This window comes from Nocardioides exalbidus (genome assembly GCF_900105585.1).
Taxonomy (GTDB): domain Bacteria; phylum Actinomycetota; class Actinomycetes; order Propionibacteriales; family Nocardioidaceae; genus Nocardioides; species Nocardioides exalbidus.
The window spans coordinates 1,731,107-1,755,369 of the sequence record NZ_FNRT01000002.1 but is presented as its reverse complement, the minus strand read 5'-3'; the positions used below and the strand labels follow the sequence as shown (position 1 = coordinate 1,755,369).

Below are 24,263 nucleotides of genomic sequence, written 5' to 3'. Positions count from 1 at the left end.
CCTCAAGGGTAAACTTAGGGTGACCTTACTTTCGTGAGAGATCCATCACGCGGACTTCGTCGGCGAGATCGCCGTCCGTGTGCTCCAGCAGGGGTCGGTCAACGACGTACGCGTCGCAGGACCAGCGCCAGCACCGCCGCCGTGCCGACCCCGACGAGGAGCTCCTGCGGCATCCGGGCCGACGACTCGCGGGTCTGGATGCGCGCGTGGAAGTCGTCGACGAACCGCGGGAACGGCGAGGCGCCGAGGAACACCGTGCCCGGCTTGTCGAGGTCGGGGACGGACGCCCCGGCCATCCCGGCGAGGACGCGCAGCCTCCGTCCCGGCGGAGTGCTGCGCCACACGACGGCGATCACGCCCAGCCCGGTGAGCCCATCGGCCATCGCGATCGGCATGACCTCGTCGATCGGCCGGTCGCCCCAGTGGGGCACGACGTCGAGCGCGAAGTGCGAGGCCACGCCACCGACGAACGCGGTGACGGGCCCCGGCGCGGCCAGGCCGACGAGGGCGCCGGCGAGGACGTGGTTGGTGACGAGCACGATCAGGCCGTCAGCGCAGCTGCTTCTTCAGCCCGTAGCGCCACTCCTCGGAGATGAGCAGGCTGCCCTCGTCGAGGCGGCGCTCGACCGCGTCGACGAGCATCGTGCTCGCGCCCTCGGGGTAGACGCGGTCCCAGGTCAGCTCGGCGCGGTGCTCGAAGACGTTGTGCACGACGCTGACCAGGAGGGCCCGGTCGATGGGCGGGGCGAGGAAGTTGCTGCCGGCGAGGAAGGTCTCGGAGCGGTCGGAGCCGAAGCGCAGGGTCACGCACGGGACCTGGAGCACGTTGGCCTCCTCGACGATCGAGCCGGAGTCGGTCACGATCACGGCGCACATCGACATCGCCGCGACGACGTCGAGGTAGCTGTCCCACACGGGCGTGGAGATCAGCGCATCGCCGTAGCGCGCCTCGAGGTCCTCGAGCCACTGGCGGCGCCCGAAGTTGTCGATCGCGGCCTCGGTGCCGAGGAGGCGGATGAAGAGCACGTGGTGGCCCTGCTCGAGCAGCGACTCCATCGCGTCCATGAGCAGGTTGAAGCGGTCGCGGTTGGTGGTGTTCTCGCGGCGGTGCACGCAGAAGCGGAGGAACGACCCGTCGCCCATCTGCGGGAACTTCTGCAGCACCTGGTTCTTGTCGCTGCCCGCGACCGCCTGCGCGAGCGCGTCGACGACGGAGTTGCCGACGACGTCGATCGCGGCCGGCGCGAAGCCCTCGTCGACGAGGAACTCGCGGTTGAGCTCGACGGGCGCGGCGTGGAGGTCGGTGCCGGCGTCGGCGACACGGGTGTTGAACTGCTCCGGCGAGGGCTCGCGACTGCCCTTGGACCAGCTGCCGCGGTCGATCGACTGGGCCCGGAACGACGCCCAGTCGAGGTCGGCACCCTGGTCGAGCCAGCCCTGGAGGACCTCGGGCTTCGGGGAGAGGGTGCGCAGGCCGGCCTCGACGTGGACCAGCGCCTGACGCTCGCCGAAGGTCGCGAGCGCACCGGCCATCGCGGTGGTGGTGTCGCCGTGCACGTAGGTGATCGGGAAGCCGCCCCGCTCGGCGAAGCCGCGGAGGTAGAGAGCGAGCTTGGCGGTGATCCCGGAGACGAGGTCGTTGACGCCGCCGCGGACCTCGAGGTTCACGTCCTCGCGGACGCCGAACTCGTCGAGCATCGACTGCGACAGGTTGTGGTCGTAGTGCTGGCCGGTGTGGCAGAGCACCACGTCGTGACCGCGGTTGCGCAGCTCGTGGTAGATCGGCGCCTGCTTGATGATGTCGGGCTTGGTGCCGACGACGACGATGTGCTGGGCGTTCTCGTGGGTCATGGGGTCCTTCGCTGGGACGGGCGGATCAGCCGGGTCGGTGGGTCAGAGGAGGTCTTCGCGCTCGGTGGCCGCGACGAGCGAGCGCAGCTGCTCGAGCGAGCCGGCGTTCATCGCCCGGCTCTTGTCGACGACGTAGACCGCGTCCTCGTGGGTGACGATGATGAGGCCGCTCACGCCGAGGGTGACGACGGACCGGCCGTCCATGCTGGCGACGAGGACGTCCTCGCTCTCGAGCTGGAGGGCGGCGCCGATGGACTGCACCACCTCCTCGGTCAGCACGTCCTCCAGCCGCCGCCAGGTGCCGATGTCGCTCCAGCCGAGCTGGCGCGGGACGACCAGGCACTCCATCCCCGCGGCGATCAGCGGGTAGAGCTCGTGCCCGCCGATGGCGGCACCGCGATAGCCGTTGACGTCGGGCCGGTCGCTCGCGAACCGCTCGATCGCGTCGAAGATGAGCGGCATGGCGGCGCGGTAGGCGTTGCACGCCTGCTCCACGCGTACGCCGTAGCAGGCGGTGTTCCAGTAGAGCGACCCCGCGTCGCCGAGCTCGTCGATCGTCGCCGGGTCGGGCTTCTCGAAGAAGCTGGTGATCACCTCGACGGGTCCGCCCTCGCCCTGGGTGTGGATGTAGCCGAGGCTGCCGTCGAAGCGCTGGGGCTCCGCACCGAGCACGACCATCGACTCCGGGCTGGTCCCGAGCTGGGCGAGCATGTCGCGCGAGGCCTGGTTGAAGGCCTCGTCCTCGGTGATGAGGTGGTCGGAGGGCGCGATGAGTGCGGGAGCGTTGCCGTAGCGGCGGGACAGGGTGGCGATGCTCAGCGCGAAGGCGGTGGCGGGCCCGGCCGGGTCCTCCTCGAGGATCAGGTTCTCCGGCGGCACCGGCCCGAGGGTCGCGCGCGCCGCGTCGGCGAAGCGCGCGCGGGTCGACACGTGGATCCGCGACGGGTCGACGATCTCGGTGAGTCGTTCGATCGTGCCCGTCAGCAGGGGGCGCCCGCCGACGACCGGCTGGAACTGCTTGGGCCGGCGGTCACGGCTGATCGGCCACAGCCGCGAGCCCTGGCCCCCGGCCAGGATGACGGCCACCGGCTCGTCAGAGGTGTCGCTCATTGCCAGATTCCATCACGTCGCGGTGTCGCGTGGGTCAACGTCGCAACAATGGACGGAGCATGAAGGCGAGCGCGAGGAGCGAGCCCGCGACCAGGCCCGACCAGAGCAGGATCGCTCGCGGCGTGCTGAACAGGTCGAGCCGCTGGGGCGCGGGCGGCGCCTGGGCGTCCGCGCGGGTCTCCGCGACGGTGGTCTCCAGCTTGCCCTGGCGGCCGGGCTTGATCTCGCGGGTGAGGGCGTCGTGGGCCTGTACGACGCCGGCGCCCGTCCACGGGTTCACCTCGTCGCGGACCTCCGAGTCGGCGGGCGGGCCCGACCCCTCGGTGGTGGCCTCGAGCCGCGCGACGAGCTGCTGGGGCGTCTCGCGCGGGAAGCGCTGTCGCAGCAGCGCCACCACCCCGCTGACCTCGGCCGCCGACCACGAGGTGGCGACGTCGCCGACCACGCACACCTGGCCGGTGGCGTTGACGGAGATCGCGCCCACCGTCGGAGCGGCGACGTCGGTGTCGCGGTTGGGTACGACGTAGGCGCTCGGGTCGTCGCCGTTGGGCGGGGTGGCGCTGACGGCCAGCACGCCGGGGTAGTCGGCCGGGTAGACGTCGGCGTCGCTGCCGGGCGTGCCCTTCGCGTCGTCCGACCCGTCGGGGTCGCGGTTGCCCGCCGACGCCACCACGACGACCGGCAGCGCCACGAGGCGGGCGACGGCCGCCTCGAGCTTCGGGTCGGAGGACGTCACGGCGAGCGAGATGTTGACGACGTCGAAGCGCTCCTGCGGGTAGTCCGCGACCACCGCGTCGATCCCGGCGATGATGCCGGCCGAGGTGAGCCGGACCTGGCCCTGCGCGGTGTCGGCCTGCTCGTTGTCGTAGACCTGGTAGTCGTAGACCGCGGCCTCGGGCGCGACGCCCCGGGGTCCGGCGATCAGCGCGGCGACGATCGTGCCGTGGCCCGAGAGCAAGCCGGTGCCCCTGACGACGGTGCGCTTGCCGATGCTCAGGCCGTCGACCGGCACGATGCCGCTGTCGATGACCGCGACCTTGACCCCGGCGCCGGTGGCGACCTGCTGCGCCTGCTCGACGTGCATCCGGTCGGAGGCCGGGTTGTCCTCCTCGTGGGTGTCGGCGAGCCGCTCGTTGCCGGGGATCTCGCCGGGGTTGCACGGCGCGTCGTGGTCGGCGTGGGCCGCCGGGGCGCCGACCCAGACCGGGACGACCGAGGCAGCGAGGACGCCGGCCGCGAGCGTCGTACGGACGAGCCGACGGGGTGGGCGGGCCGCGGGCATCAGCCGGCGTCCGCTTCGGACTCGTCGGGGAGCGGCGCGTCGAGGGGCATCCGCCGCGCCGCGGCCGTGGACAGGTCGACGCCGGACTCGAAGAACTCCAGCCAGGTGCTGGGCACGAGCGGCGGGTCGACCTCGCCGTAGCCGATGTAGTCGGGCACCGACGGGCCGACGAGCTCGTACTTCTCGCCCTTGGTGTCGATGACGTAGGGCGTGCCGTCGGCGGCGGCCTCGTCGGATCCGGACAGGACGTAGGAGCCGACGGTCGGCTCGACGTCGACCTCGTGCCGGCCGGTGCCGACGTCGTTCGGGTCGGCGGCGCCGGTCGGGTTGGTGGCCAGGCTGACCACGGGTGCGGCGTCGGGCGCGGGGTGCAGCTCGGCGCAGAGGGCGCCGCTGGTCACGGCCTGCGGCACCTCGGTCGGCCACTCCGCGGGGTACTTCTCGTCGCCGAACGACGCGACCAGCTCCTCGGGGAGCTCGGTCGCGGTCTTGCCCACGACGTCGTAGACCATGCCGGCGAAGGCCGAGAGCTCCTCGGGCCGGTCGTCGCCGAGCAGGTAGTAGCGACCGGTGGCCGAGCGCAGCAGGTCGCCGACGCGGTAGGCGGAGAGGTCGGTGCCGGTGTCGGCGTAGGGCACGGCCGCACCCTTGGCGGTCACGCCGAACGCCGCCTCGTCGAGCGCGTCGCCGAGCGGGAACAGGTTGAGCCACTCCGGGTCGACCTCGACCGGGGTGGCGGCGAAGCCGATGCGGTTGCCGACCGTGGAGGCGGCCGTGGCGTTGGTGGGCATCGGGTAGCGGTAGGCGCGACCCTGCGTGCTGCCGACCGGCGGAGCGGTCGCGACGAGCCACTGCCGGCCCTCGCTCGAGACGAGGAAGCCGGCACCGAGGAGGTCGTCGACGGTGGGCGTGCGCTGGATCGCGATCTTGATGCCGACTCCGCTGCCGGTGCAGGCGGTCCAGCCGTCGTCGACGAGCTCGTCGGCGGTGGGCAGGCCCGACGGCGCGCTGTCGATGCCGAGGTCCTCGCCGAGCTGGACGGTGCGGATGTACTTGTCGCGCACCGTGAACGGCGTCAGGGACGGCTCGCCGAGCAGCAGCTGGGCGGAGACGTAGTTGGGCACCCGCTGGAGCAGCGGGTCGTCGCCGCCGCGGAGGACGACGTACTGCTCGCCGGTGTCCTTGGAGATGATGAAGCTGCCCTCGTCGAGCCACTGGGCCGGCGGTCGGCCGAGCAGGAAGCCGGCGATCGCCGCTCCCGCCAGCAGCAGCACCGACAGCGCCACGCCGCCGATCAGCACGCGGCCCGGACGCACGGGCTCGACCTCGCGGCCGCCCGGCGCACCGGAGACGAACGCCGTCACCAGCCGGCGTCGGCTGAACGCGTGGGCCTCGACGAGGTCCTTCTTGGTCGCCACTCCTCAGCCCGCCTCAGCCCGCGACCGCGGAGACGAACCCGGCGGCGAGCACCATCAACGGCAGCAGCGCGAGCAGCGTCATCGTCTCGACGACGTCGCCCATCCGGCCGCGGCGCACCGAGGCGGAGGCCGGCACCAGGGTGAGCGCGAGCAGCAGGGCTCCGACACCTGCCAGGCCGATCGCGGCGCCGGCGCGCCAGCCGTCGTGGATCAGCAGCATCGACACGGCCACCGAGACCAGGCCGAGGATGCCCGACGCCAGACCGGCCAGCACCTCGGCGCTGGTGCGGTACTGGCGGGTGCGGAACATGACCGCCAGGCAGCACACGGCGGCGAGCACCGTGCCGTAGACGCCGCGGGCGACCGCGAACGGTGAGAACAGGACGAGCAGGGTGCCGACCGTCGCCGAGACGGCGAGCAGGATCTCGTGTCCGACGCGGGCGTCGTCGGCGACCTCGTGGGGGTCGATCTCCTCCGGGTCGGCGGTGATGTCGTGCAGCGAGTAGAGCTGGTCGACGTTGGTGCCGGTCACCCCGAGGGCCAGCCACGGGAAGATGCTGCCGGCGAGCACGACGAGGGTCATCAGGACGGTGAAGACCGGACCGGGCTCGAGGTCGAAGACCCGGATCACCACGGAGCTGGCCACCACGACCGCCCCGACCACGATGGCCGGGATGACGAGCGGGCGACCCTCCTGGAGGCCCACCACGGCGATCAGGCCGACCGCGAGGATGCCGAGGCCCGCGAAGAGCAGGGGGTCGACGAAGAAGGCGTCGTCGAGCGGCCAGCCCCAGGCGGGCAGGTCGCCGGGGGCGAGCAGCAGGCCGGCCACACCGGCGTACATCGCCGCGAGCAGCGACACCGCGACCCCGGCCTCGGGCTCCTCCTGGGCCCGCGCGAGCACGATGCCGCCGACGACCAGCAGGCCCGCGATCACACCGGCGGCGACGCCGCCGAGCAGGCTCTCGCCCTGGAGCAGCAGGGCCAGCGCGCCCAGGCCGAGCAGGATGCTGCCCGCGCCGAGTGCCGTACGACGACCGGCCGCCGGCTCCCACGGCTTGAGCTCGTTCTCCACGACGTCGGCCATGGCCTCGACCACGTCGTCGTAGACGCGGGGCGCCTTCTCGTCGACGCCGGCGGTGACGGTGAGCAACCCGCCGTCCTCGATGCCCTGGATGGTCAGGCCGGCGTCGTTGGCCAGGATCCGTCCCTCCTGGGTCACCAGCTTGTAGCCGCCGTAGACGGTGGAGGCGTCGAGCAGGCCCACCGAGCGGGCGAGCTCGGGGACGAGCTCGGCGACCGGGATCGAGCCCGGCAGCACCAGATCGACGCGTCGCGATCCCGAGGCGATGGTCACCCGGACCAGCCCGGACGCGACCGAGGACCCCTGAGCCATTGGTGTTTCCCCCTGAACAGTCCTGGACGTGCGTGGACGGGGTGCAGCCTAGATGAATGGTTGGCCAGTCATCCGCCCGACCACGCCTGCGGAAATGGCCCGAGGCCGGTCATCCCCGGAGGGACGACCGGCCTCGGAAGGTGGTCTGCGCTCAGAAGCGGTTGGCACCGCGGGCGTCGGCCGCCTTGTACTCGGCGTTGGACGAGTCGACGCCCTGGCTCGCCTGCTGCAGCAGGAGGGTCATCTCCTGCATGGCCTGGTCCCACTTCGCCTTGGCCTGGTCGTAGGCCATCTTGGCGTTACCGTTCCAGTCCGACTTCAGGGGGTTGAGCTCGTTCTCGAGCTGGTCGAGGCGGGCCTCGATGTCCTTGGCGGCCTTCATCACGTCGGCGGCACCGGCGTCGAGGTGGCCGTGCTGGACCTTGATTCCGTCGAAAGTCATGTCGATCTCCTAGATCTCAGAAAGTCAGGTGTCGGCGTCAGCCGAGACGGCCCTGGAGGTTGGTGTGGGTGGCGGACTGGTTCTCGTCGGTCGAGACGTTGTCGCGCTCCGTCTCCTTCATCGACGCCGAGAGCTGGTCGAGGGCCTTGAGGATGGTCTCCTGCTTCTGGTCCCAGGCGATCATCAGGTTGTTGAACGCGGTGGCGCCCTGGCCGCCCCATCCACCCATCATCGTCTGGATGTTGCCGGAGAGCACGCCGCACTTGTTCTTGACGTCGCCGCGGGCCTGGTCGACGTAGTCGGCGCCCTTGGAGAGAGCCTTCTCTGTCTGGCCGTACATCTCGCTCATGAAAGATCCTTCTCCCTCGGCTGGTCGAACCGTCCGAGATTCTCAGTGGGTTGGTGATCGCCGCTGTCGGTGATCCGTTGCTCGGGGAGACGTCCCGACCCCCCGCGCTGACGTGTCTCTACCCGGCGAAATCGGGGCTAAACATCAATCCACCGAACTTCGGCGGACCCGGGGTCCGGCCGGGGTTCAGGAGGTCATCTCCCACAGGCGGCGGAAGACACCCGCCGCGACGACGGCCGCGGCGAAGGCGAAGCTGCCGCAGAAGGACTCCGCCACCTCGGCCCGGCGCGACCACCACACCGAGCGCCAGCCGCGCCCGGTGGCGACCGCGGCCGCCAGCGCGATCGCGCCGAGCGCGACGACCGCGTAGAAGAACGAGCCCAGGTGCGGTGCGCCGGGGCCGGCGACCAGGTGGGCGGCGAGGGCGGCCAGGCCGCTGAGGCCGGCGAGGCGCAGGAGCACGCGCGCGGCCGCGTGCCGGTAGGACCGGGCGGCCAGCAGCAGCGAGCAGCCGGCGAAGAAGACGAGGCAGCGGGCGCCGATCACGTCGAGGTCGAGCGTCGCGGTGCGCAGCAGGAGCGGGCTCGCCACCGTCATCGTCACCAGGATCGCCACCGCTGCGCCGGTGACGATGCGCGAGGCCCGGCGGACCAGCCGCTCCATCGCGTCGCCGGCCACCACGATCCGTCCCCGCTTGCCCGAGCGCTGGCTGTCGCGTGCGGACCACGCCGTGACCGCGAGCCGGTCGAGGTCGAGCAGCGCCTCGTCCGGCACGTCGATGGCGAGCGAGGGCGCGAACCGGGCGGCCATCATCGACAGGAACACCAGCAGGGTCCACGCGACCCGGTCGTCCCAGCCCAGGAGGGCGGGCAGCCCGCAGCAGGCGAAGACCGTGAGGCCGCTCGCGATCCAGACCGCGCTGATCTCGTCGCCCGACTCCGACAGCGCCCGGCCGATCCCGGCGACCACGGCCGCGGAGATGCCGCACGCGCCGAGGATCGCGGGGAGCAGGTGGACCCCTGGCTCGTAGAGGGCCGCGAAGGCCGCGGCGGCGGCGAAGGCGGGCGCGGCGGCGGCACGCTGGCGGGTGTGCCGCCCGACCGGCAGCGACCCGACGAGGCCGCACGCCAGCAGGATCCCGGTCGCGACGGTGCGGATGGTGTCGTCGCCCGTGCGTCCGGCGTACCAGGCGGAGAGGACGGCGACGGCGGCCGCGATCGTGGCGATCATCGACGCCAGCGCGGGGCTCTCGGGCGCGTTCTTGGCCGCGTCGAGCAGGGTCTGCTTGCGCGGCAGGTGCACACCGGCCGTCGCGATGAGCACGTCGCCCGCCTGCACGCCGGCCTCGTGCAGCGGGACCGCGGCGTTGAGGCGCTGGCCGAGCGCCGTCTGCAGCAGCGGGATGCCCAGGGCCTGCCCGACCTCGGCGGCCTGCTTGGCGTACTCGCGGGCGACGTCGACCGACGTCGCGCCCGTGGGCACCACGAGGTCGAGCACGCCGGCGGGACCGTGCACGCTCACGGCGATGGTGGTGGCCGTGGGGCCGGGCATCGCGACCTCCGACACGGATTCCCCCTTCGCGTGCATCGGGCTGGCGCCTTCTGGGCAGGAGGGTAGTCGCTGGTGCGGCTCCGGCGGCAGCACACCTATCATCGTCGCGACTTCATCGAATGAGGCACTGGGGGAAGCGTGAGCACGACACTGCGAGGCGGCCAGAGGCTCGACGAGCCGGAGATGCCGGGCGGCCAGATCGTGCTCCAGCCGCCGCCGGAGCTCCAGGAGGGCGAGGGCGCCAGCGGCGTCCTGATGAACGCCATCCCGATGCTCGGCAGCCTCGGCTCCATCGTGCTCGTCGCGACGATGGGCGGCGCCAACAAGAGCCGCAGCTTCCTCGCCGCGGGCATGTTCCTCTTCGCCACGCTCGGCTTCATCGTCGTCCAGATCGACCGGCAGCGTAAGCAGCGCGCCCAGCAGGTCACCGGCTCGCGCACGGAGTACCTCCGCTACCTCAGCAACATCCGCAAGGTGGCCCGCGAGGCCGCCGACCAGCAGCGCCGCGCGCTCAACTGGCACCACCCCGAGCCCGCCGCGCTCCCCTCGCTGGCCGAGGACCGCACCCGGCTGTGGGAGCACACCGGGTCGGACGACCACTTCCTCCACGTGCGCTACGGCCTCAACTCCCAGCCGCTGTCGCTCGAGCTGGTGCCGCCTGAGAGCGCGCCCGTCGACCAGGTCGACCCGGCCGCGGCCTCGGCGCTGCACCGCCTGCTCGTGGTGCACCGGCTCCAGCCCAACCTGCCGGCCTCGATCGACCTGCGCGCCTTCGACCGCATCGAGCTGTGCGGCGGCGACGAGGAGGTCCGCTCGACGGCCCGGGCGATGATCTGCTCGGCCACGGCGTTCCAGAACCCCGACCAGCTCATCGTCGCGGTGCTCAGCTCGGAGGAGAACCTCACCCACTGGGACTGGGTGAAGTGGCTCCCCCACGCACAGAGCCAGCGGGAGTCCGACGCGGTCGGTCCGATGCGGCTGGTCTCGACGTCGCTCGACGACCTCGGCAACCTGCTGCCGCCCGACCTCGCCGAGCGCCCGCGCTTCGGCGCCGACGAGCGCGCCGCGACCCCGCACATCCTGCTGGTCATCGACGGCGGCCACCTGCCGCCCGGCAACCACATCGTCCCGCCCGACGGCCTGCACGGGGTGACCCTCCTCGACCTGCCGAGCCGGTGGGACGAGCTCGAGGACTCCACCCGGCTGCGGCTGGAGTTCACCGACGCCCCCGACGAGCTCGGCAAGCGACCGGTGCTGGCGCTGCGGCTGCGGCACGAGGCCGTCAAGGCGCTCGCCGACCAGTGCGACCTCGCGACCGCCGAGGCGTTCGCGCGCCGCATCGCCCCCCTCAAGACCGCGAGCGCCGAGTCGTCCTCGGCCGGCGGCGCCGTCGACATCACCTCGACCACGCCCGACCACATGGACCTGCTCGGGCTGGGCGACATCTTCCAGTACGACCCCGCGACCGCCTGGCGCCCGCGCCCGGCTCGCGACCGGCTGCGCGTGCCGATCGGCATCGGCGACTCCGGCGGCCTGATCCACCTCGACATCAAGGAGTCCGCCCAGCAGGGCATGGGCCCCCACGGCCTGGTGATCGGCGCGACCGGCTCCGGCAAGTCGGAGTTCCTCCGCACGCTGGTGCTCGGGCTCGTGATGACCCACTCCTCGGAGCAGCTCAACCTCGTCCTCGTGGACTTCAAGGGAGGTGCGACCTTCGCCGGCATGGCCGACATGCCGCACGTCTCGGCCGTCATCACCAACCTCGCCAACGAGCTCACCCTCGTCGACCGCATGCAGGACGCCCTGTCCGGCGAGATGACGCGTCGCCAGGAGCTGCTGCGCGACGCCGGCAACTACGCCTCGGTGCGCGACTACGAGAAGGCGCGCGCCAACGGCGAGCCGCTCGAGCCGATGCCGTCGCTCTTCATCGTCGTCGACGAGTTCTCCGAGATGCTGTCGGCCAAGCCGGAGTTCATCGACCTGTTCGTCGCCATCGGCCGCCTCGGCCGGTCGCTCGGGCTCCACCTCCTGCTCGCCTCGCAGCGCCTGGAGGAGGGCCGGCTCCGCGGCCTCGAGTCGCACCTGTCCTACCGGGTCGGCCTCCGCACCTTCTCCGCCGGCGAGTCCCGGGCGGTCCTCGGTGTCCCGGACGCCTACGAGCTCCCCGCCGTCCCGGGCCTGGGCTACCTCAAGCCCGACCAGTCCACGCTGCTGCGGTTCAAGGCGGCGTACGTCTCGGGGCCGCCGTCGAGCCGCACCCGCGTCACCCGCGACGAGGGCGGCGGCATCCGCGGCATCCTGCCCTTCACGATCTCCGAGGTGCAGGCCCTCGAGCCGACCCACGACACCGACGACGAGGTCGCCGCCCCGCAGCCGCAGCAGCAGGGCGAGCAGCCCTCGCTGCTCGACATCGCGGTCACCCGGATGATCGGCAAGGGCCCCGAGGCGCACCAGGTCTGGCTGCCGCCACTCGACGTGCCCGACACCCTCGACGAGCTGATGCCCGACCTGGTCGAGCACCCCGACCTCGGCCTCGTGTCGCAGCAGTGGCGCAACGTGCCGGGCCTGGTGATCCCGCTCGGCACCGTCGACCGCCCGCGCGAGCAGCGCCGCGACACGATGACGCTGAACCTCACCGGTGCCGCCGGCCACGTCGCGGTCGTCGGCGGACCCCGCTCGGGCAAGAGCACGCTCCTGCGCAGCATCGTCACGAGCATGGCGCTGGTGACGACCCCGCTGGAGTCGCAGTTCTTCGTGCTCGACTTCGGCGGCGGCACGTTCGCGCCGCTGACCCGCCTGCCGCACGTGTCGGGCGTCGCGACGCGCTCGGAGCCCGACGTCGTACGCCGCGTGATGGCGGAGGTCGAGGGCATCGTCGACCGGCGCGAGGCCTACTTCCGCGAGAACGGCATCGACTCGATCGAGACCTACCGCTCGCGGCGCAACCAGGGTCGCGCCGACGACGGCTGGGGCGACGTGTTCCTGGTCATCGACGGCTGGAGCACCCTGCGCGCGGAGTTCGACGACCTCGAGATGGAGATCCAGCAGCTCGCCGCGCGCGGCCTGACGTTCGGCCTCCACATCGTCACCGCCTCGACCCGCTGGGCCGACTACCGCGCCGCGATGCGCGACGTCTTCGGCTCCAAGCTCGAGCTGCGCCTCGGTGACCCGCTCGACTCCGAGGTCGACCGGAAGGTCGCCGCGCTCGTCCCGGTCGGCCGCCCGGGCCGTGGTCTCGTGCCGTCCAAGCTGCACTTCCTCGGCGCGCTGCCGCGCATCGACGGCGACGGCAACGCCGACAGCCTCGGCGACGGCGTCGACGACCTCATCGACAAGATGGCCGCCGCGTGGAAGGGCCCGCAGGGTCCCAAGCTGCGGCTGCTGCCCGAGCTCGTCACGCTCGAGGCGATCCGCGAGGACGCGGTGCGGCGCGCGATGCCCGAGAAGCTCATCCTGCTCGGCATCAACGAGAAGGAGCTCGCGCCGATCGGCCTCGACGTCGACGCCGAGCCGCACATGCTGATCTTCGGCGACGGGCAGTCGGGCAAGAGCGCCCTGCTGCGGGCGTACGTCCACGAGATCATGCGCACGCGCACGCCGAAGGAAGCCCAGATCGTCCTCGTCGACTACCGGCGCTCGATGCTCGGCGAGGTGCCCGACGAGTACCTCCTCAACTACCTGACGTCCGCCACGCAGGCGACGCCGACGCTGAAGGACATCGCGACCTACCTCGAGGGCCGCATCCCCGGCCAAGACGTGACGCCCGAGCAGCTGCGCAACCGGTCGTGGTGGACCGGCGCCGAGGTCTTCGTCGTGGTCGACGACTACGACCTCGTCGCGACCGCCCAGTCGTCACCGGTGTCCTCGCTCCAGCCGCTGATGGCGCAGGCCCGCGACGTCGGCCTGCACATCGTGGTCGCCCGCCGCACCGGTGGTGCCTCGCGTGCGCTCTACGAGCCGGTCATCCAGTCGCTGCGCGACCTCGCGATGCCCGGCGTGATGCTGTCGGGTCCGCGCGACGAGGGCGTCCTGATCGGCAACCTCCGCCCGCAGCCCGCGCCCGAGGGCCGCGCCCGCGTCGTCACCCGCGACGGCGGCACCCAGACTGCGCAGCTCGCCTGGCTCGACGCGACCATGTGATCGCTGGCCGAGCGCGGTGAGTGAGCCACATTCTCCTGACGCTGAATGTGGGTCACGCACCGCTCAGGCGCGTGTCGTACGACGACTCGCCCGGGGGGCGGTGAGCAGGCCACATTCCGAGGCGGCGTCATGTGGGTCACGCACCGCCCGGGCAGGGCTCAGCGACGACCGCTCTTGAACATCCCCCGCGCGATCTCGCGGCTCGCGGTGCGCATGAAGTCCTTGAACGCGGAGGACTTCACGACGGTCTCGATCATGCTGTCCTTCGGCTTCTCGGCCTTCCTGGTGACCCGCTCGTTCTTCTGCTCGCGGGCCATCTCCTTCACCTTCGCGTCCTCGGCGGCCTTGCGAGCGCCCTCCTCGAGCTTCTTGGCGAGCAGCTCGCGGGCGGACTCGCGGTCGATAGACTCGGCGTACTTCGTGCTCAGCGGCGAGGCCTTCACCGCGGCCTCCATCCCGTCCTCCGGCGCTGCGTCCATGAGCGACTCGGGTGCACGGAGGCGGGTCCAGGCGACGGGGGTCGGGGCGCCGCGCTCGTTCATCACGGTCACGATCGCCTCGCCGATCCCGAGCGAGGTGATGACCTGGCCGAGGTCGTCGTACGCGCTGTTGGGGTAGGTGTTGACGGTCGCCCTGAGTGCCTTGGCGTCGTTGGGCGTGTGCGCGCGGAGCTGGTGCTGGACCCGCGAGCCGAGCTGGGCGAGAACCTCGTCGGGCACGTCGGTCGGCGACTGCGTCACGAAGAAGACGCCCACTCCCTTGGAGCGGATGAGGCGCACGGTCTGGGCGATCTGGTCGAGGAAGGCGTCGGAGGCGTCGTTGAACAGCAGGTGCGCCTCGTCGAAGAAGAAGACCAGCTTGGGCTTGTCGAGGTCACCCTCCTCCGGCAGGTCGTGGAAGAGGTCGGCGAGGAGCCACATCAGGAACGTCGAGAAGAGCGCCGGGCGGTCCTGGAGGTGGGGCAGCTCGAGCAGGCTGATCACCCCGCGACCGTCGTCGGTCGTGCGGAGGAAGTCCTTGCTCTCGAACTCCGGCTCGCCGAAGAACACGTCGGCGCCCTGGGCCTGGAAGGAGACGAGCTCGCGCAGGATCACGCCGGCGGTCTGCGGGGAGAGCCCGCCGATCGTCTTGAGCTCGGCCTTGCCGGCCTCGTCGCCGGTGAGGTACTGCAGGACGGCGCGCAGGTCGGCGAGGTCGAGCAGCGGCAGCCCGTTCTGGTCGCAGTAGTAGAAGACCAGGCCCAGCGACGACTCCTGTGTGTCGTTGAGGCCGAGCACCTTCGCGAGCAGCGTCGGGCCGAAGGCGGTCATCGTCACCCGCACCGGTACGCCGATCCCCTGGCCGCCGATCGCGTAGAACTCGGTCGGGAAGCCGGTCGCCGCCCAGGTCTGGCCGACGCTCGCCGTGCGCGCGGTGAGCTTGTCGCTCGCCTCGCCCGGCAGGCTGAGCCCGGACAGGTCGCCCTTGATGTCGGCCGCGAACACCGGCACGCCGTTGGCGCTGAGCTGCTCGGCCAGCAGCTGGAGGGTCTTGGTCTTGCCGGTGCCGGTCGCCCCGGCGACGAGGCCGTGGCGGTTGACCATGCCGAGCGGGATCCTGATCCGCACGTCGCTGAGGTCGTCGGCGTCCAGCATCAGCCCGCCGAGCTCGAGCGCGGGACCCTCGAACGCGTAGCCCGGCGCCACGGCCGCGGAGATCGGGTCGTCGGCGGCAGGTGCCGGCGGCTGCGCCGGGGGTACGGCCTCGGCCGGCGTCGACTCGTCCGCGGGCGTCGCCTCAGGGGTCTCGGTCATGGGTCGAGCGTAGTCAGCCCGGAGGTCCGCGACGAGGGCGTCGTTATAGTCACCGGCGTGATCTTCAAGCGGGTGGGGGTGGGGAGGCCGTACCCCGAGCACGGGCTGACGTCTCGTGAGTGGGCCGACCTGCCGCCGCGCCAGGTGCGCCTCGACGACCTGGTGACCACGAAGGACACCCTCCAGCTCGACACCCTGCTCGACGAGGACTCCACGTTCTACGGCGACCTGTTCGCCCACGTCGTCTACTGGCGCGGCGAGCTCTACCTCGAGGACGGCCTGCACCGCGCCCTGCGGGCGGCGCTCCAGCAGCGCAGCGTGCTGCACGCCCGCATCCACCAGGCGGTGGACAAGTGACGGCAGGCCTGAGGTCGGCGGCCACCCTCGGCGTCCTCGTCGCACTGGTCCTCCTCGCCACGCTGTGGGGCTGGGCGGCCTTCACCGAGCCGTTCCCGAAGGACGAGCCCGTCGCGATCTGCGAGAACGCGACCGTCCCTGCCGGCGGCGAGGTGCGCCGCGACCAGGTCGTGGTCAGCGTCTTCAACGGCAGCGGCCGCAGCGGCCTGGCCAGCACGGCGAGCGCCGAGCTGGAGGAGCGCGGCTTCGTCGCCGGCGACGTCGGCAACGCACCCGACCCCTCGCCCACCACCCAGATCTGGGCCGACGACGCCGCCAACCCGGCCGTCGACCTCGTGCGCCAGCAGTTCAAGGGCGCCCAGGTCGTCGAGGGCGACGCCCTCGGACCGGGAGTGGTCGTGATCCTCGGCGAGAAGTTCCAGTCCCTGAAGAAGAAGCAGGTCGAGTCGGTCGTCGCCCAGGCCGACGCGACCTACTGCAGGGCCACCGGCTCGGAGTGATCCCGAGGGGGCCTACTCCTCGGTGCCGCGCTCGACCGCGCGCCGCTTGCTGTCGCCGAGCCAGAGCGCGAGCCGTCCGTTGGCCGAGACCTGCCGAAGCCGCTCCTCGGTGGCCTCGCGCAGCTTGCGGGGAGTGACCACCAGCAGGTCGTCGCCGGCGCGCAGGACCGTACGACGCTCCGGCACCAGCACGTTGTCGGCGCGGATCACCAGCGAGACCGAGGAGCCCTGCGGCAGCCGCAGCTCGCCGACCTCGACACCGTGCATCCGCGACTTCGGCGCGATCGTCACCTGCAGCAGGTCGGCGGCGACCTTGTCGAGCGGGGCGGCCTCGACGTCGAGGCCGCGCGGCTCGTTGCGCTGCGCGACGCCCAGCAGGCGGGCCACCCACGGCAGGGTCGGCCCGGTGAGCAGTGTGTAGATCACGACCATCACGAAGACGATGTCGAAGATGTCGTAGGACCCGTCCACGCCCTCCGACAGCGGGATCGTCGCGAGCACGATGGGCACGGCTCCGCGCAGGCCCGCCCAGGAGATGAAGGCGAGGTCGCGCGCCGCCATCGGTTGCACGATGCTGCTGACGAAGACCGAAAAGGGGCGGGCAACGATCGTCAGCACGAGCCCGGTCACGATCGCCTGGACGACGGTGTCGAGGTCGATCCGCGACGGCGAGAGCAGCAGCCCGAGCATGACGAAGAGGCCGATCTGGGCCAGCCACGCGACACCCTCGGAGAACGACCGCGTGGCCACGCGGTGCGGCAGCTCGCTGTTGCCGAGGATCAGCGCGGCGACGTAGATCGCGGCGAACCCGGACGCGTGCACCGCGGCCGCGGCGCCGTAGGCGGTGAACGCCAGGCACAGCACCGCCAAGGGGTAGAGACCCGACGACGGCAGGGCGGCCCGACGCATGACCCAGGCGCCGGCGACACCGCACGCAACGCCGATCAGCGCTCCCGCGATGAGCTCGAAGACGATCAGTCCGGCGGTCTCGAGCACGCCGGACTCGGCAGCGGCGCCGGTCGAGATGATGCCGACGAGCACGACGGTCGGGGCGTCGTTGAGCCCGGACTCGGCCTCTAGCGCGCCGGTCAGCCGTTTGGGCAGAGGCAGGGCGCGGAGCACGGAGAACACCGCGGCCGCGTCGGTCGGCGAGCAGATCGCGCCGAGCAGGATCGCGAGCTCCCAGGGCAGTCCGAGGAGGTAGTGCGTGCCCACCGCGACGACCGCGACCGACACCGCGACGCCGAGGGTCGCGAGCGACAGGCCCAGGCGCACGCTCGGTCGCATCTGGCGCCAGTCGGTCGTGAGACCACCCTCGGCGAGGATGATCGCGAGCGCGCCGAACCCGAGGGCGTGCGCGAGCTTGGCGTCGTCGAACTGGATCCCGAAGGGACCGCCCTCACCGAGGGCGACACCGATCAGCAGGTAGATCAGCAGCGAGGGCAGCCCGGCGCCGGCCGAGACCCGGACCGCGAGGATCGCCGCCAGCGTGACCACTGCGCCGACCAGCACGAACAGGTCGAGCTGGTGGACGTCGAAGGTCACCGGCACCCCGTCTCTGGTTGTCGCTGGCAGTTGTGTGCCACGATCCTATCGGTGCGGGAGGGAGCCGGACCGCCGTCGTTCCACGCCCTGCAGGGCGGGAATACCGAGCGTCGCCAGGACGTTTGGGGACGGCCCTCTCCGGGTACTCGGACCCGGACGAAAGGGTGTGATCGATGTACGGCGACACCGCCGCGGGCCGCAAACGCGTCGCCCAGCTCCGTGAGCAGAGCGGCGACATCCGCGCCCTCGCCGCCCGGCTCGTCGCCCAGGCCGAGGCCGTGCCGTGGCACGGCAAGGCCGCCGACGCGATGCGCGAGCGGATCAAGGAGCGCGCGGGGCACCTCCGCACCGCGGCCGCGCACCACGAGACCGCGGCCGACTCGCTCGCCAGGCACCTCGGCGAGGTCGACACCCTCAAGGAGGCGATCGACGTCCGCAGTGCCAAGGCGACCACCCTCGTCGAGGACGCCCGCACCCGTGCCAGCGAGGCCGGCGACGAGGCGGGCGAGCCCGACTCGGCCGACACCGCGCTGCTGGCCTTCGACCCTCCCCCGGCCGGTCACAAGGACTGGCTGACCGTGACCCTCCCGGGGCTCTGACATGGTGACCATCGACCTGACCACCCCGCCCCCGCCGCCCACGAGCATCCTCGACGGACTGGCCCGGCGGCTCGCCCTCACGCTCCCCGAGCTGCGCCACATGGCCGGTCTCGCGGGCGGCGCGCCGCTCCCCTTCGACCTGCGCGACTCCGACGGCGCCGCCCCGGCCGGGTCGCTGTCCGGCCGGCTCGGCCAGAGCCGTGGTTCGGTCGAGGACTCCGCCTACACCGACGCGCTCGGCACCCTGCACGACCCCGACGACTCGCTGCGGCGGCGCGGCCTCATCACCGACGACGGCGCCGACCCCGGCATCGTCGGCGCGATCGGCCTGCTCGCCACCCCCAGGCTCGCCCTCGACCTCGACGTCGCGGCCGGCGGCACGCAGGTGAAGGCCTGGCACCGCCAGTCGGGCGAGGCCGTCGCGAGCCTGTCCACCTGCGACGGCATCGTCTTCGAGCTGGCGTGGTTCCCCGTCGACCAGTGGACCACCGAGCTCGCCCGCGTCACGGCCGTGCCGGAGGACCTCGCGGTCACCGAGTCGCACGTCCCTGCGCTCCTCGACGTGCCCTACGCGCTCGCCGACTCCATCGGCGAGGCGCTGCGGGCCGGCCGCTCCGACCTGGTGCCGGTGCTGGTCGGCCAGTCCGACGGCGCGGTCCTCGCCGACGGGGACGAGCTCGGCGACGCCGAGGCGGGAGCCGCCCTCTCCGCGGTTCACGCCGAGAGCCGGGGCCGGCTGCGGATCCTGGCCGCCGAGGTCTCCGAGCGCGCGACGACCTCGGTCGGCGTCATCTCCTGGGTCCTGCTCAAGGACGGCTGGCACTCCCTGACCCCGCGCCACGACGACGGCGCCCGCGTCGCCGTGTCCCGCGTCGATCCCGACGACCTCGCCACCGAGCTCGCGCCGGTGCTCGCCCAGGTCGTCCGGGCCATCCCCGGAGAGGACGTGGCCTGACATGGGCGACCTCGAGATCCCCCGCACGCACTCGGCCGACGACGGCGCCGACTCGTCGGCGTCCGTCACCGCCGACAAGTACGACCAGATGCTGGCGCTGGCCGACCTCTTCGACTCCTCCGGCAACGAGATGCGCACCCGCGCCCGCCTCGGCTCGGAGATCCTCGGCGACGACGACGTCGTGGACTCCGGCGAGCTGTCGAAGGCCACGTGGGGCCAGGCCGAGGAGGACATCCGCGCCGCGACGACCGGCAAGCACGGGTTGCTGACCCGGTCGGTCGAGCTCGACGCCGACGCCCTCGTCGTACGCGCCACCGTGCTCACCTACCGCTGGATCGACGAGCTCCAGCAGGCGGCCTACAAGACGCTCGGCTCCATCGCGGGTCGCGCCATCGGCTACCTCGCTCCCGAGGTGGCCCTCGGCGGCGCGATCGTCAGCGCCGGCCTGATCGAGGCCGACGCGCTCGACCGCGACGGGGTCACCGCCTACCTGAGCGAGCTCGCCGACAGCAACCCCGACCTGATGGACCACCTCTCCGGTGGCGGTGGCCTGCTCGACGGACTGCACATGCGCTCGCTGCTGACCGCCGGCGTCCTCGCCTCCGACCAGGGCGCGCACGCCGCCCGCGGTGGCCTGCGCGCGATCGGCGTCGACGCGTTCCCGACCGACGCGGTGTCGGCGTTCCGCGACTCGGCCGGCTCCTTCGTGGAGGTCGAGGCTCCCGAGCCCGTGGCCGCCAGCGAGGAGGGCACCGCGCCGCGCTCCCTCGAGGAGCTCATGGCCAACCTGCTCGCCGAGGACCGCAGGATCAGCGTCCAGCGCGTGGGCGCGGGCCGCTACATCGCCTACCTCCCCAGTGGCCTCGGTGACGACTCCGGCCGGCTGCGCCTCGTCGGCGCCGATCCATCCACGTCGGCGCGCCAGGTCGTCCGGGCGATCGAGAAGGCCGTGACCGACGACGACGCCCGGGTCATGCTGGTCGGCTCGGCGGCCGGTGGAGCGCTCGCGGCCGAGATCGCCGCCGACGTGACCTCGGACCGCTTCGTGGTCGACCAGGTCGTCACCGCCGGCGCCCCCTCGGCACTGGTGCCGCGCATCCCCGACACGACGCGCATGCTGTCGCTCGAGGACCGCTCCGACCCCGTCGCGCTCCTCGGCTCGCTGATCAACGCCCGCACGAGCAACCGGCTCACCGTGGTCTTCGACGGAGCCGCGGCCGGCGGTGGACCGCTCTACGTCGCCGGTGCCCGCGCCGCCGACGTCGCCGAGCACCCGGAGCTCCGCGCCGAGATCGCGCGGATGCAGGACCTGGGCTACCTCGCCGGCTGAGCCGCTAGACGATCCCGTGCACGAACTCGCCGAGCTGGGCGAGGTTGCGGCACTCCGACATCGCGACGACCCCGCCGTAGGCGTCGGCCGCGCTGTCCCCCGTGCCCCAGTGGCGGGGGTGCTCGGGATTGAGCCACCACGCGTGGCGAGCGCGCCCGGCGAGGTCGGACAGGACCGGCAGGGCCAGGTCGCTGTAGTTCGAGCGCGCGTCGCCGAGCACGAGCAGTGACGACCGCGGCCCGATCGCGTCGGGGTGCTCCTCGGCGAAGCGGGTGAGCGCGCGTCCGTAGTTCGTGCGGCCCCACAGCGCGGCCTGCGAGATCTTCGGGGCGAGCGCCTCCATCACCTCGACCACGTCGGCGCCGCGCCGGAAGGTGTCGGTGACCTCGACGACGTCGTCGACGAAGGTGAAGGCCCGCACACCCGAGAAGGCCTCCCGGAGTGCGAAGACGAGCAGCAGGGTGAACTGCGCGAAGTTCGCCACCGACCCGCTGACGTCGCAGAGCACGACGAGGTCCGTGCGGTGGGGCCGCTTGGGACGGTGGTACGTCGTCAGCGGCACCCCGCCCGTCGCGATCGAGGCGCGCACCGTCCGGCGTACGTCGAGGGGGCCGCGACGCTGCGCGTGCTGCTCCTTCGTCAGCCGGGCCGCGAGCCGGCGGGCGAGCGGGTAGATCTCGCGCCGCATCTCCTCGAGGTCGCTGCGACGGGCGGCGGTGAAGTCGAGCCGGTCGATCGTCGGGCGGACCGTGACCTCGGCGACGTGCTCGGGTCCCTTCTCCTCCGCGATCCGGCGACGCGCGTCGCCCTCGACCATCCGGGTGAAGTCGCCGATGCGCCGACCGGCCGTCCGCTGCGCACGCTCGCCGTCGAGCCCGCCGGCCAGCAGGCCCTGCACGAGACGGTCCATCAGCTCCGCGGGCGAGACGCGCTGGAGGGAGGTGTACGCCGACCAGCTCGACAGGCCCGGTCCGCGCCCGGGCATCGCACCGAACCGGGCCACCGCCTCGACTGCAAGGTCCTGCAACGCCTGCTGGTCGCCGGAGGCCAGGGCCTCGGCGAGAGCCTCGCGGAAGCGGGCGAGCTCGGGACCGGTGTCGCGCGGACCGTCGGCGTCCGGCTGCTCGTCGCCCGCGACGCCACCGCCGACCAGGCGCGGGTAGTAGATGTCGAAGACCGCGTCGAAGGTGACCCGCTGCGGCTGCCGCTTGACCAGCGTCGCGGCGTAGGCCGCCCGCACCGTCTCGCGGTCGTGCCAGCGCACCTGCTCCAGCGCGGCGATCGCGTCGAGCCCCTCGGCCAGCGACACCGACAGGCCCGCGGAGCGCAGCGCCTCCACGAAGCCGATGTGGGTGTCGAGTAGGCTCATCGAGCGGCCAGCTTCAGCTCCTTGATCGCGCGCTGCTGGTCGGAGGCGTGCTTGAGCACGACGCCCAGCGTCCGCGCGACCGTGGCCTCGTCGAGGTCGTCGATCTCCAGCGCGATCAGGGTCCGCGCCCAGTCGACCGACTCCGCGATCGACGGGGCCTTCTTGAGCTCGAGCTCGCGCAGGCGTACGACGACGTCGACCAGCTGGGCGGCCACCCTGTCGTCCAGCCCGGGGACCTGGCTCCTGACGATCTCCCGCTCGCGCGCGGCGTCGGGGTAGTCGAGGTGCAGGAACAGGCAGCGACGCTTGACCGCCTCGGACAGCTCGCGGCTGGCGTTGGAGGTGAGCACCACGAAGGGGCGGCGGGTCGCAGTGACCGTGCCGAGCTCGGGGATGGTGACCTGGAAGTCGCTCAGCACCTCCAGCAGCAGGCCCTCGACCTCGACGTCGGTCTTGTCGACCTCGTCGACCAGCAACACCGTCGGCTCCTCGCGCCGGATCGCACCCAGGAGCGGCCGGGTCAGCAGGAACTCCTCGGTGAAGATGTCGTCGTGGGTCTCGCTCCACGTCGTGTCGTCGCCCTGCGCGGACTGGATCCGGAGCAGCTGCTTCTTGTAGTTCCACTCGTAGAGCGCCCGGGCCTCGTCGAGGCCCTCGTAGCACTGGAGCCGCACCAGCTCCGCGCTCGTCGCGCGGGCCACCGCCTTGGCCAGCTCGGTCTTGCCGACCCCCGCCGGTCCCTCGATGAGCAGCGGCTTCTCCAGCGCCCCCGCGAGGTAGGCCGTCAGCGCCGTCGCGTCGTCGGTGAGGTAGCCGGCCGCGCGCAGCCGCGCGGTCGCGTCGTCGGCGGACTCGAACCAGGTCGTCACGTGATCGACACTATCGGCGCGTCTCCCACGAGCGGAGGCGGTTTCCACGCGGAGCGCTCGCTGGCGCTCACGCCCTTCCGTTCACGACGTCTCTGCTGACCCCATCGCGGAGCGATGGGGTCAGCAGAGAGGGCGGGATTCGAACCCGCGGTAGGTCTCCCTACGACCGCTTTCAAGGCGGTTCCGATCGGCCGCTCCGGCACCTCTCCTCGTACGACGCCGGGGCGTCGCACACCGCCGGACTCTACCCAACGGGTCCGGGGCGCCCGGAGCGTGATGAAATCTCCGCCGTGACGTCCGAGACCGCCACCGTCTACCGCCTCGCACCCGCCATCGCGGCGCGGCTGGTGGGCCTGCTGCTGTGCGTGGTCGCCGTGCTCATCCTCGCGTGCACCCTCGCGATCGCGGTCGTCGACCTGCACACGGTGTTCCTGCTCGTGCCCGTGGGTCTCACGATCGCGATCCTCGTGGGGTCGTGGTGGCTGTGGCGGGAGAAGGGCTGGATCGTCCGGGCGACCGACGAGGGCTACCGGATCCAGTGGGTGCGCGGCGTCGGCGCCGAGGCCGCCCGCTGGAAGGACGTCGAGGACGCCGTGACCACGACCGTCGCCGAGGCGCCCGTGGTGGTGCTCCGGCTGCGCGACGGACGCAGCAGCACGATCCCGGTCGAGATGCTCGCCCTCGACCGCGAGGCCTTCGTGCGCGAGCTCCAGGAGCACCTGCGCCGCGGCCAGGGCCTCCGCAGTCTCTGACCCGAGTTGCCACCTGATTCGGCGCAGGGGCGCCGGGCCTTGTAGCCTTCTCTGCGCCCGACCTTCGGATCGGGCATGGAGGCGTCGCCTAGTCCGGTCTATGGCGCCCGCCTGCTAAGCGGGTTTGGGGCTACAACCCCATCGAGGGTTCAAATCCCTCCGCCTCCGCCGCGTGATCGGCCCCCTTCTGCGGAAGGGGGCCGATCTTCTGGGCGTCGATCGTCCGAATTGCACACTTTTGCAGGTATCTGCAATGCACAGACCTGCAGCACCATCGATGTGACGCCGCCACGGCCGTGGGGGAGAATGAAGACTGTCATCCCCTGTGACATTGACCCTCGAGGTGAAAGACATGACCCCTGTACGCCGCATAGCCGCAGCAGCCCTGGTGGCCGCGCTCGGCTCCGGATTCATCGGCCTCGGGGCCACTTCAGCACACGCCGACACGACCTGGGGCTTCAAGTCCAAGGGCAGCAGCCAGAACCTCGGCGACACGACCTGGGGCTTCAAGTCCCGGGGCAGCCAGAACGTTGGCGACACGACTTGGGGCTTCAAGATCAAGGGTCGCGACTGACCAGACGTGCCATGATGTGCACGCAAGTGAAGAACCGGGACCCGGACCCCTCAACCCCCCACGAGTTCTGGTCCGGAAGCC

At 72.0% G+C, this 24,263-nt stretch carries 21 protein-coding genes and 2 tRNA genes; 9 read left to right on the top strand and 14 right to left on the bottom strand.

Annotation, left to right across the window (positions count from 1 at the left end; genetic code table 11):
* Positions 1–98 precede the first annotated feature (98 nt).
* The 9 genes from BLV76_RS08720 to BLV76_RS08680 all read right to left on the bottom strand — a co-directional run bounded on the left by BLV76_RS08720 (position 99) and on the right by BLV76_RS08680 (position 9,414).
* Positions 99–539, bottom strand: coding sequence for a hypothetical protein (locus BLV76_RS08720; RefSeq protein ID WP_090968774.1), 441 nt, complete (start codon positions 537–539; stop codon positions 99–101).
* A 10-nt stretch (positions 540–549) separates the two neighbouring features.
* Entirely contained in the window at positions 550–1,851 is a 1,302-nt protein-coding gene (locus BLV76_RS08715) for a UDP-N-acetyl glucosamine 2-epimerase (RefSeq protein WP_090968773.1), read from the bottom strand.
* A gap of 42 nt (positions 1,852–1,893) precedes the next feature.
* Complete coding sequence (locus BLV76_RS08710) at positions 1,894–2,961, bottom strand: sugar phosphate nucleotidyltransferase (RefSeq protein WP_090968772.1); 1,068 nt, start codon at positions 2,959–2,961, stop codon at positions 1,894–1,896.
* A 34-nt stretch (positions 2,962–2,995) separates the two neighbouring features.
* The gene (locus tag BLV76_RS08705) at positions 2,996–4,243 is read right to left on the bottom strand and encodes a S8 family serine peptidase (RefSeq protein ID WP_090968771.1); all 1,248 of its coding nucleotides are present in this window, start codon (positions 4,241–4,243) and stop codon (positions 2,996–2,998) included.
* On the bottom strand, positions 4,243–5,661 hold the full coding sequence (locus BLV76_RS08700; protein WP_090968770.1) for a type VII secretion protein EccB: 1,419 nt from the start codon (positions 5,659–5,661) through the stop codon (positions 4,243–4,245). Before BLV76_RS08700 ends, BLV76_RS08705 begins: the two co-directional genes overlap by 1 nt.
* Positions 5,662–5,674: 13 nt before the next feature.
* Positions 5,675–7,057 carry a type VII secretion integral membrane protein EccD gene (gene eccD, locus BLV76_RS08695; RefSeq protein ID WP_090968769.1) on the bottom strand — a complete coding sequence of 461 codons (1,383 nt, stop codon included), beginning with the start codon at positions 7,055–7,057 and terminating at the stop codon, positions 5,675–5,677.
* Between the two features lie 151 nt (positions 7,058–7,208).
* A complete protein-coding gene (locus tag BLV76_RS08690; RefSeq protein WP_090968768.1) occupies positions 7,209–7,499 on the bottom strand; it encodes a WXG100 family type VII secretion target in 291 nt (96 codons plus the stop codon).
* Positions 7,500–7,536: 37 nt separating this feature from the next.
* Entirely contained in the window at positions 7,537–7,848 is a 312-nt protein-coding gene (locus tag BLV76_RS08685; protein ID WP_090968767.1) for a WXG100 family type VII secretion target, read from the bottom strand.
* A gap of 186 nt (positions 7,849–8,034) precedes the next feature.
* Entirely contained in the window at positions 8,035–9,414 is a 1,380-nt protein-coding gene (locus BLV76_RS08680) for a hypothetical protein (protein WP_139306529.1), read from the bottom strand.
* A gap of 123 nt (positions 9,415–9,537) precedes the next feature.
* On the opposite strand from BLV76_RS08680, the gene eccCa reads away from it, so the two are divergent.
* Positions 9,538–13,539: a type VII secretion protein EccCa gene (gene eccCa, locus BLV76_RS08675; RefSeq protein WP_245734603.1), complete on the top strand. Its 4,002-nt coding sequence runs from the start codon at positions 9,538–9,540 to the stop codon at positions 13,537–13,539.
* A 158-nt stretch (positions 13,540–13,697) separates the two neighbouring features.
* Here the strand turns inward: eccCa and BLV76_RS08670 are convergent, their stop codons facing one another.
* The gene (locus BLV76_RS08670) at positions 13,698–15,332 is read right to left on the bottom strand and encodes a helicase HerA-like domain-containing protein (RefSeq protein WP_090968765.1); all 1,635 of its coding nucleotides are present in this window, start codon (positions 15,330–15,332) and stop codon (positions 13,698–13,700) included.
* A 57-nt stretch (positions 15,333–15,389) separates the two neighbouring features.
* On the opposite strand from BLV76_RS08670, the gene BLV76_RS22490 reads away from it, so the two are divergent.
* Positions 15,390–15,689, top strand: coding sequence for a type II toxin-antitoxin system VapB family antitoxin (locus tag BLV76_RS22490; protein WP_090968764.1), 300 nt, complete (start codon positions 15,390–15,392; stop codon positions 15,687–15,689).
* A complete protein-coding gene (locus tag BLV76_RS08660) occupies positions 15,686–16,189 on the top strand; it encodes a LytR C-terminal domain-containing protein (RefSeq protein WP_090968763.1) in 504 nt (167 codons plus the stop codon). Before BLV76_RS22490 ends, BLV76_RS08660 begins: the two co-directional genes overlap by 4 nt.
* A 12-nt stretch (positions 16,190–16,201) precedes the next feature.
* Here the strand turns inward: BLV76_RS08660 and BLV76_RS08655 are convergent, their stop codons facing one another.
* Positions 16,202–17,734, bottom strand: coding sequence for a potassium/proton antiporter (locus BLV76_RS08655; protein WP_090972509.1), 1,533 nt, complete (start codon positions 17,732–17,734; stop codon positions 16,202–16,204).
* Between the two features lie 173 nt (positions 17,735–17,907).
* Between BLV76_RS08655 and BLV76_RS08650 the strand changes: the two genes are divergently transcribed.
* From BLV76_RS08650 to BLV76_RS08640, 3 genes are read left to right on the top strand one after another with little or no spacing between them, the layout of a single operon-like run.
* Complete coding sequence (locus BLV76_RS08650; protein ID WP_090968762.1) at positions 17,908–18,333, top strand: hypothetical protein; 426 nt, start codon at positions 17,908–17,910, stop codon at positions 18,331–18,333.
* 1 nt (position 18,334) lies between these two features.
* Complete coding sequence (locus BLV76_RS08645) at positions 18,335–19,288, top strand: hypothetical protein (protein WP_090968761.1); 954 nt, start codon at positions 18,335–18,337, stop codon at positions 19,286–19,288.
* A gap of 1 nt (position 19,289) precedes the next feature.
* Positions 19,290–20,618 (top strand): hypothetical protein, encoded by a 1,329-nt coding sequence (locus BLV76_RS08640; RefSeq protein ID WP_090968760.1) that lies wholly within the window; start codon positions 19,290–19,292, stop codon positions 20,616–20,618.
* A 4-nt stretch (positions 20,619–20,622) separates the two neighbouring features.
* Here the strand turns inward: BLV76_RS08640 and BLV76_RS08635 are convergent, their stop codons facing one another.
* From BLV76_RS08635 to BLV76_RS08625, 3 genes are all read right to left on the bottom strand, one after another.
* The gene (locus tag BLV76_RS08635) at positions 20,623–21,987 is read right to left on the bottom strand and encodes a vWA domain-containing protein (protein WP_090968759.1); all 1,365 of its coding nucleotides are present in this window, start codon (positions 21,985–21,987) and stop codon (positions 20,623–20,625) included.
* A complete protein-coding gene (locus tag BLV76_RS08630; protein WP_090968758.1) occupies positions 21,984–22,856 on the bottom strand; it encodes an AAA family ATPase in 873 nt (290 codons plus the stop codon). Before BLV76_RS08630 ends, BLV76_RS08635 begins: the two co-directional genes overlap by 4 nt.
* 124 nt (positions 22,857–22,980) lie before the next feature.
* A tRNA-Ser gene (locus BLV76_RS08625) sits at positions 22,981–23,065 on the bottom strand.
* Between the two features lie 81 nt (positions 23,066–23,146).
* On the opposite strand from BLV76_RS08625, the gene BLV76_RS08620 reads away from it, so the two are divergent.
* From BLV76_RS08620 to BLV76_RS22485, 3 genes are all read left to right on the top strand, one after another.
* Entirely contained in the window at positions 23,147–23,608 is a 462-nt protein-coding gene (locus BLV76_RS08620) for a hypothetical protein (RefSeq protein ID WP_090968757.1), read from the top strand.
* A gap of 77 nt (positions 23,609–23,685) precedes the next feature.
* Positions 23,686–23,776 (top strand) — tRNA-Ser (locus BLV76_RS08615).
* Between the two features lie 184 nt (positions 23,777–23,960).
* Positions 23,961–24,182: a hypothetical protein gene (locus BLV76_RS22485; RefSeq protein ID WP_175539612.1), complete on the top strand. Its 222-nt coding sequence runs from the start codon at positions 23,961–23,963 to the stop codon at positions 24,180–24,182.
* The last annotated feature ends 81 nt before the right edge of the window (positions 24,183–24,263 follow it).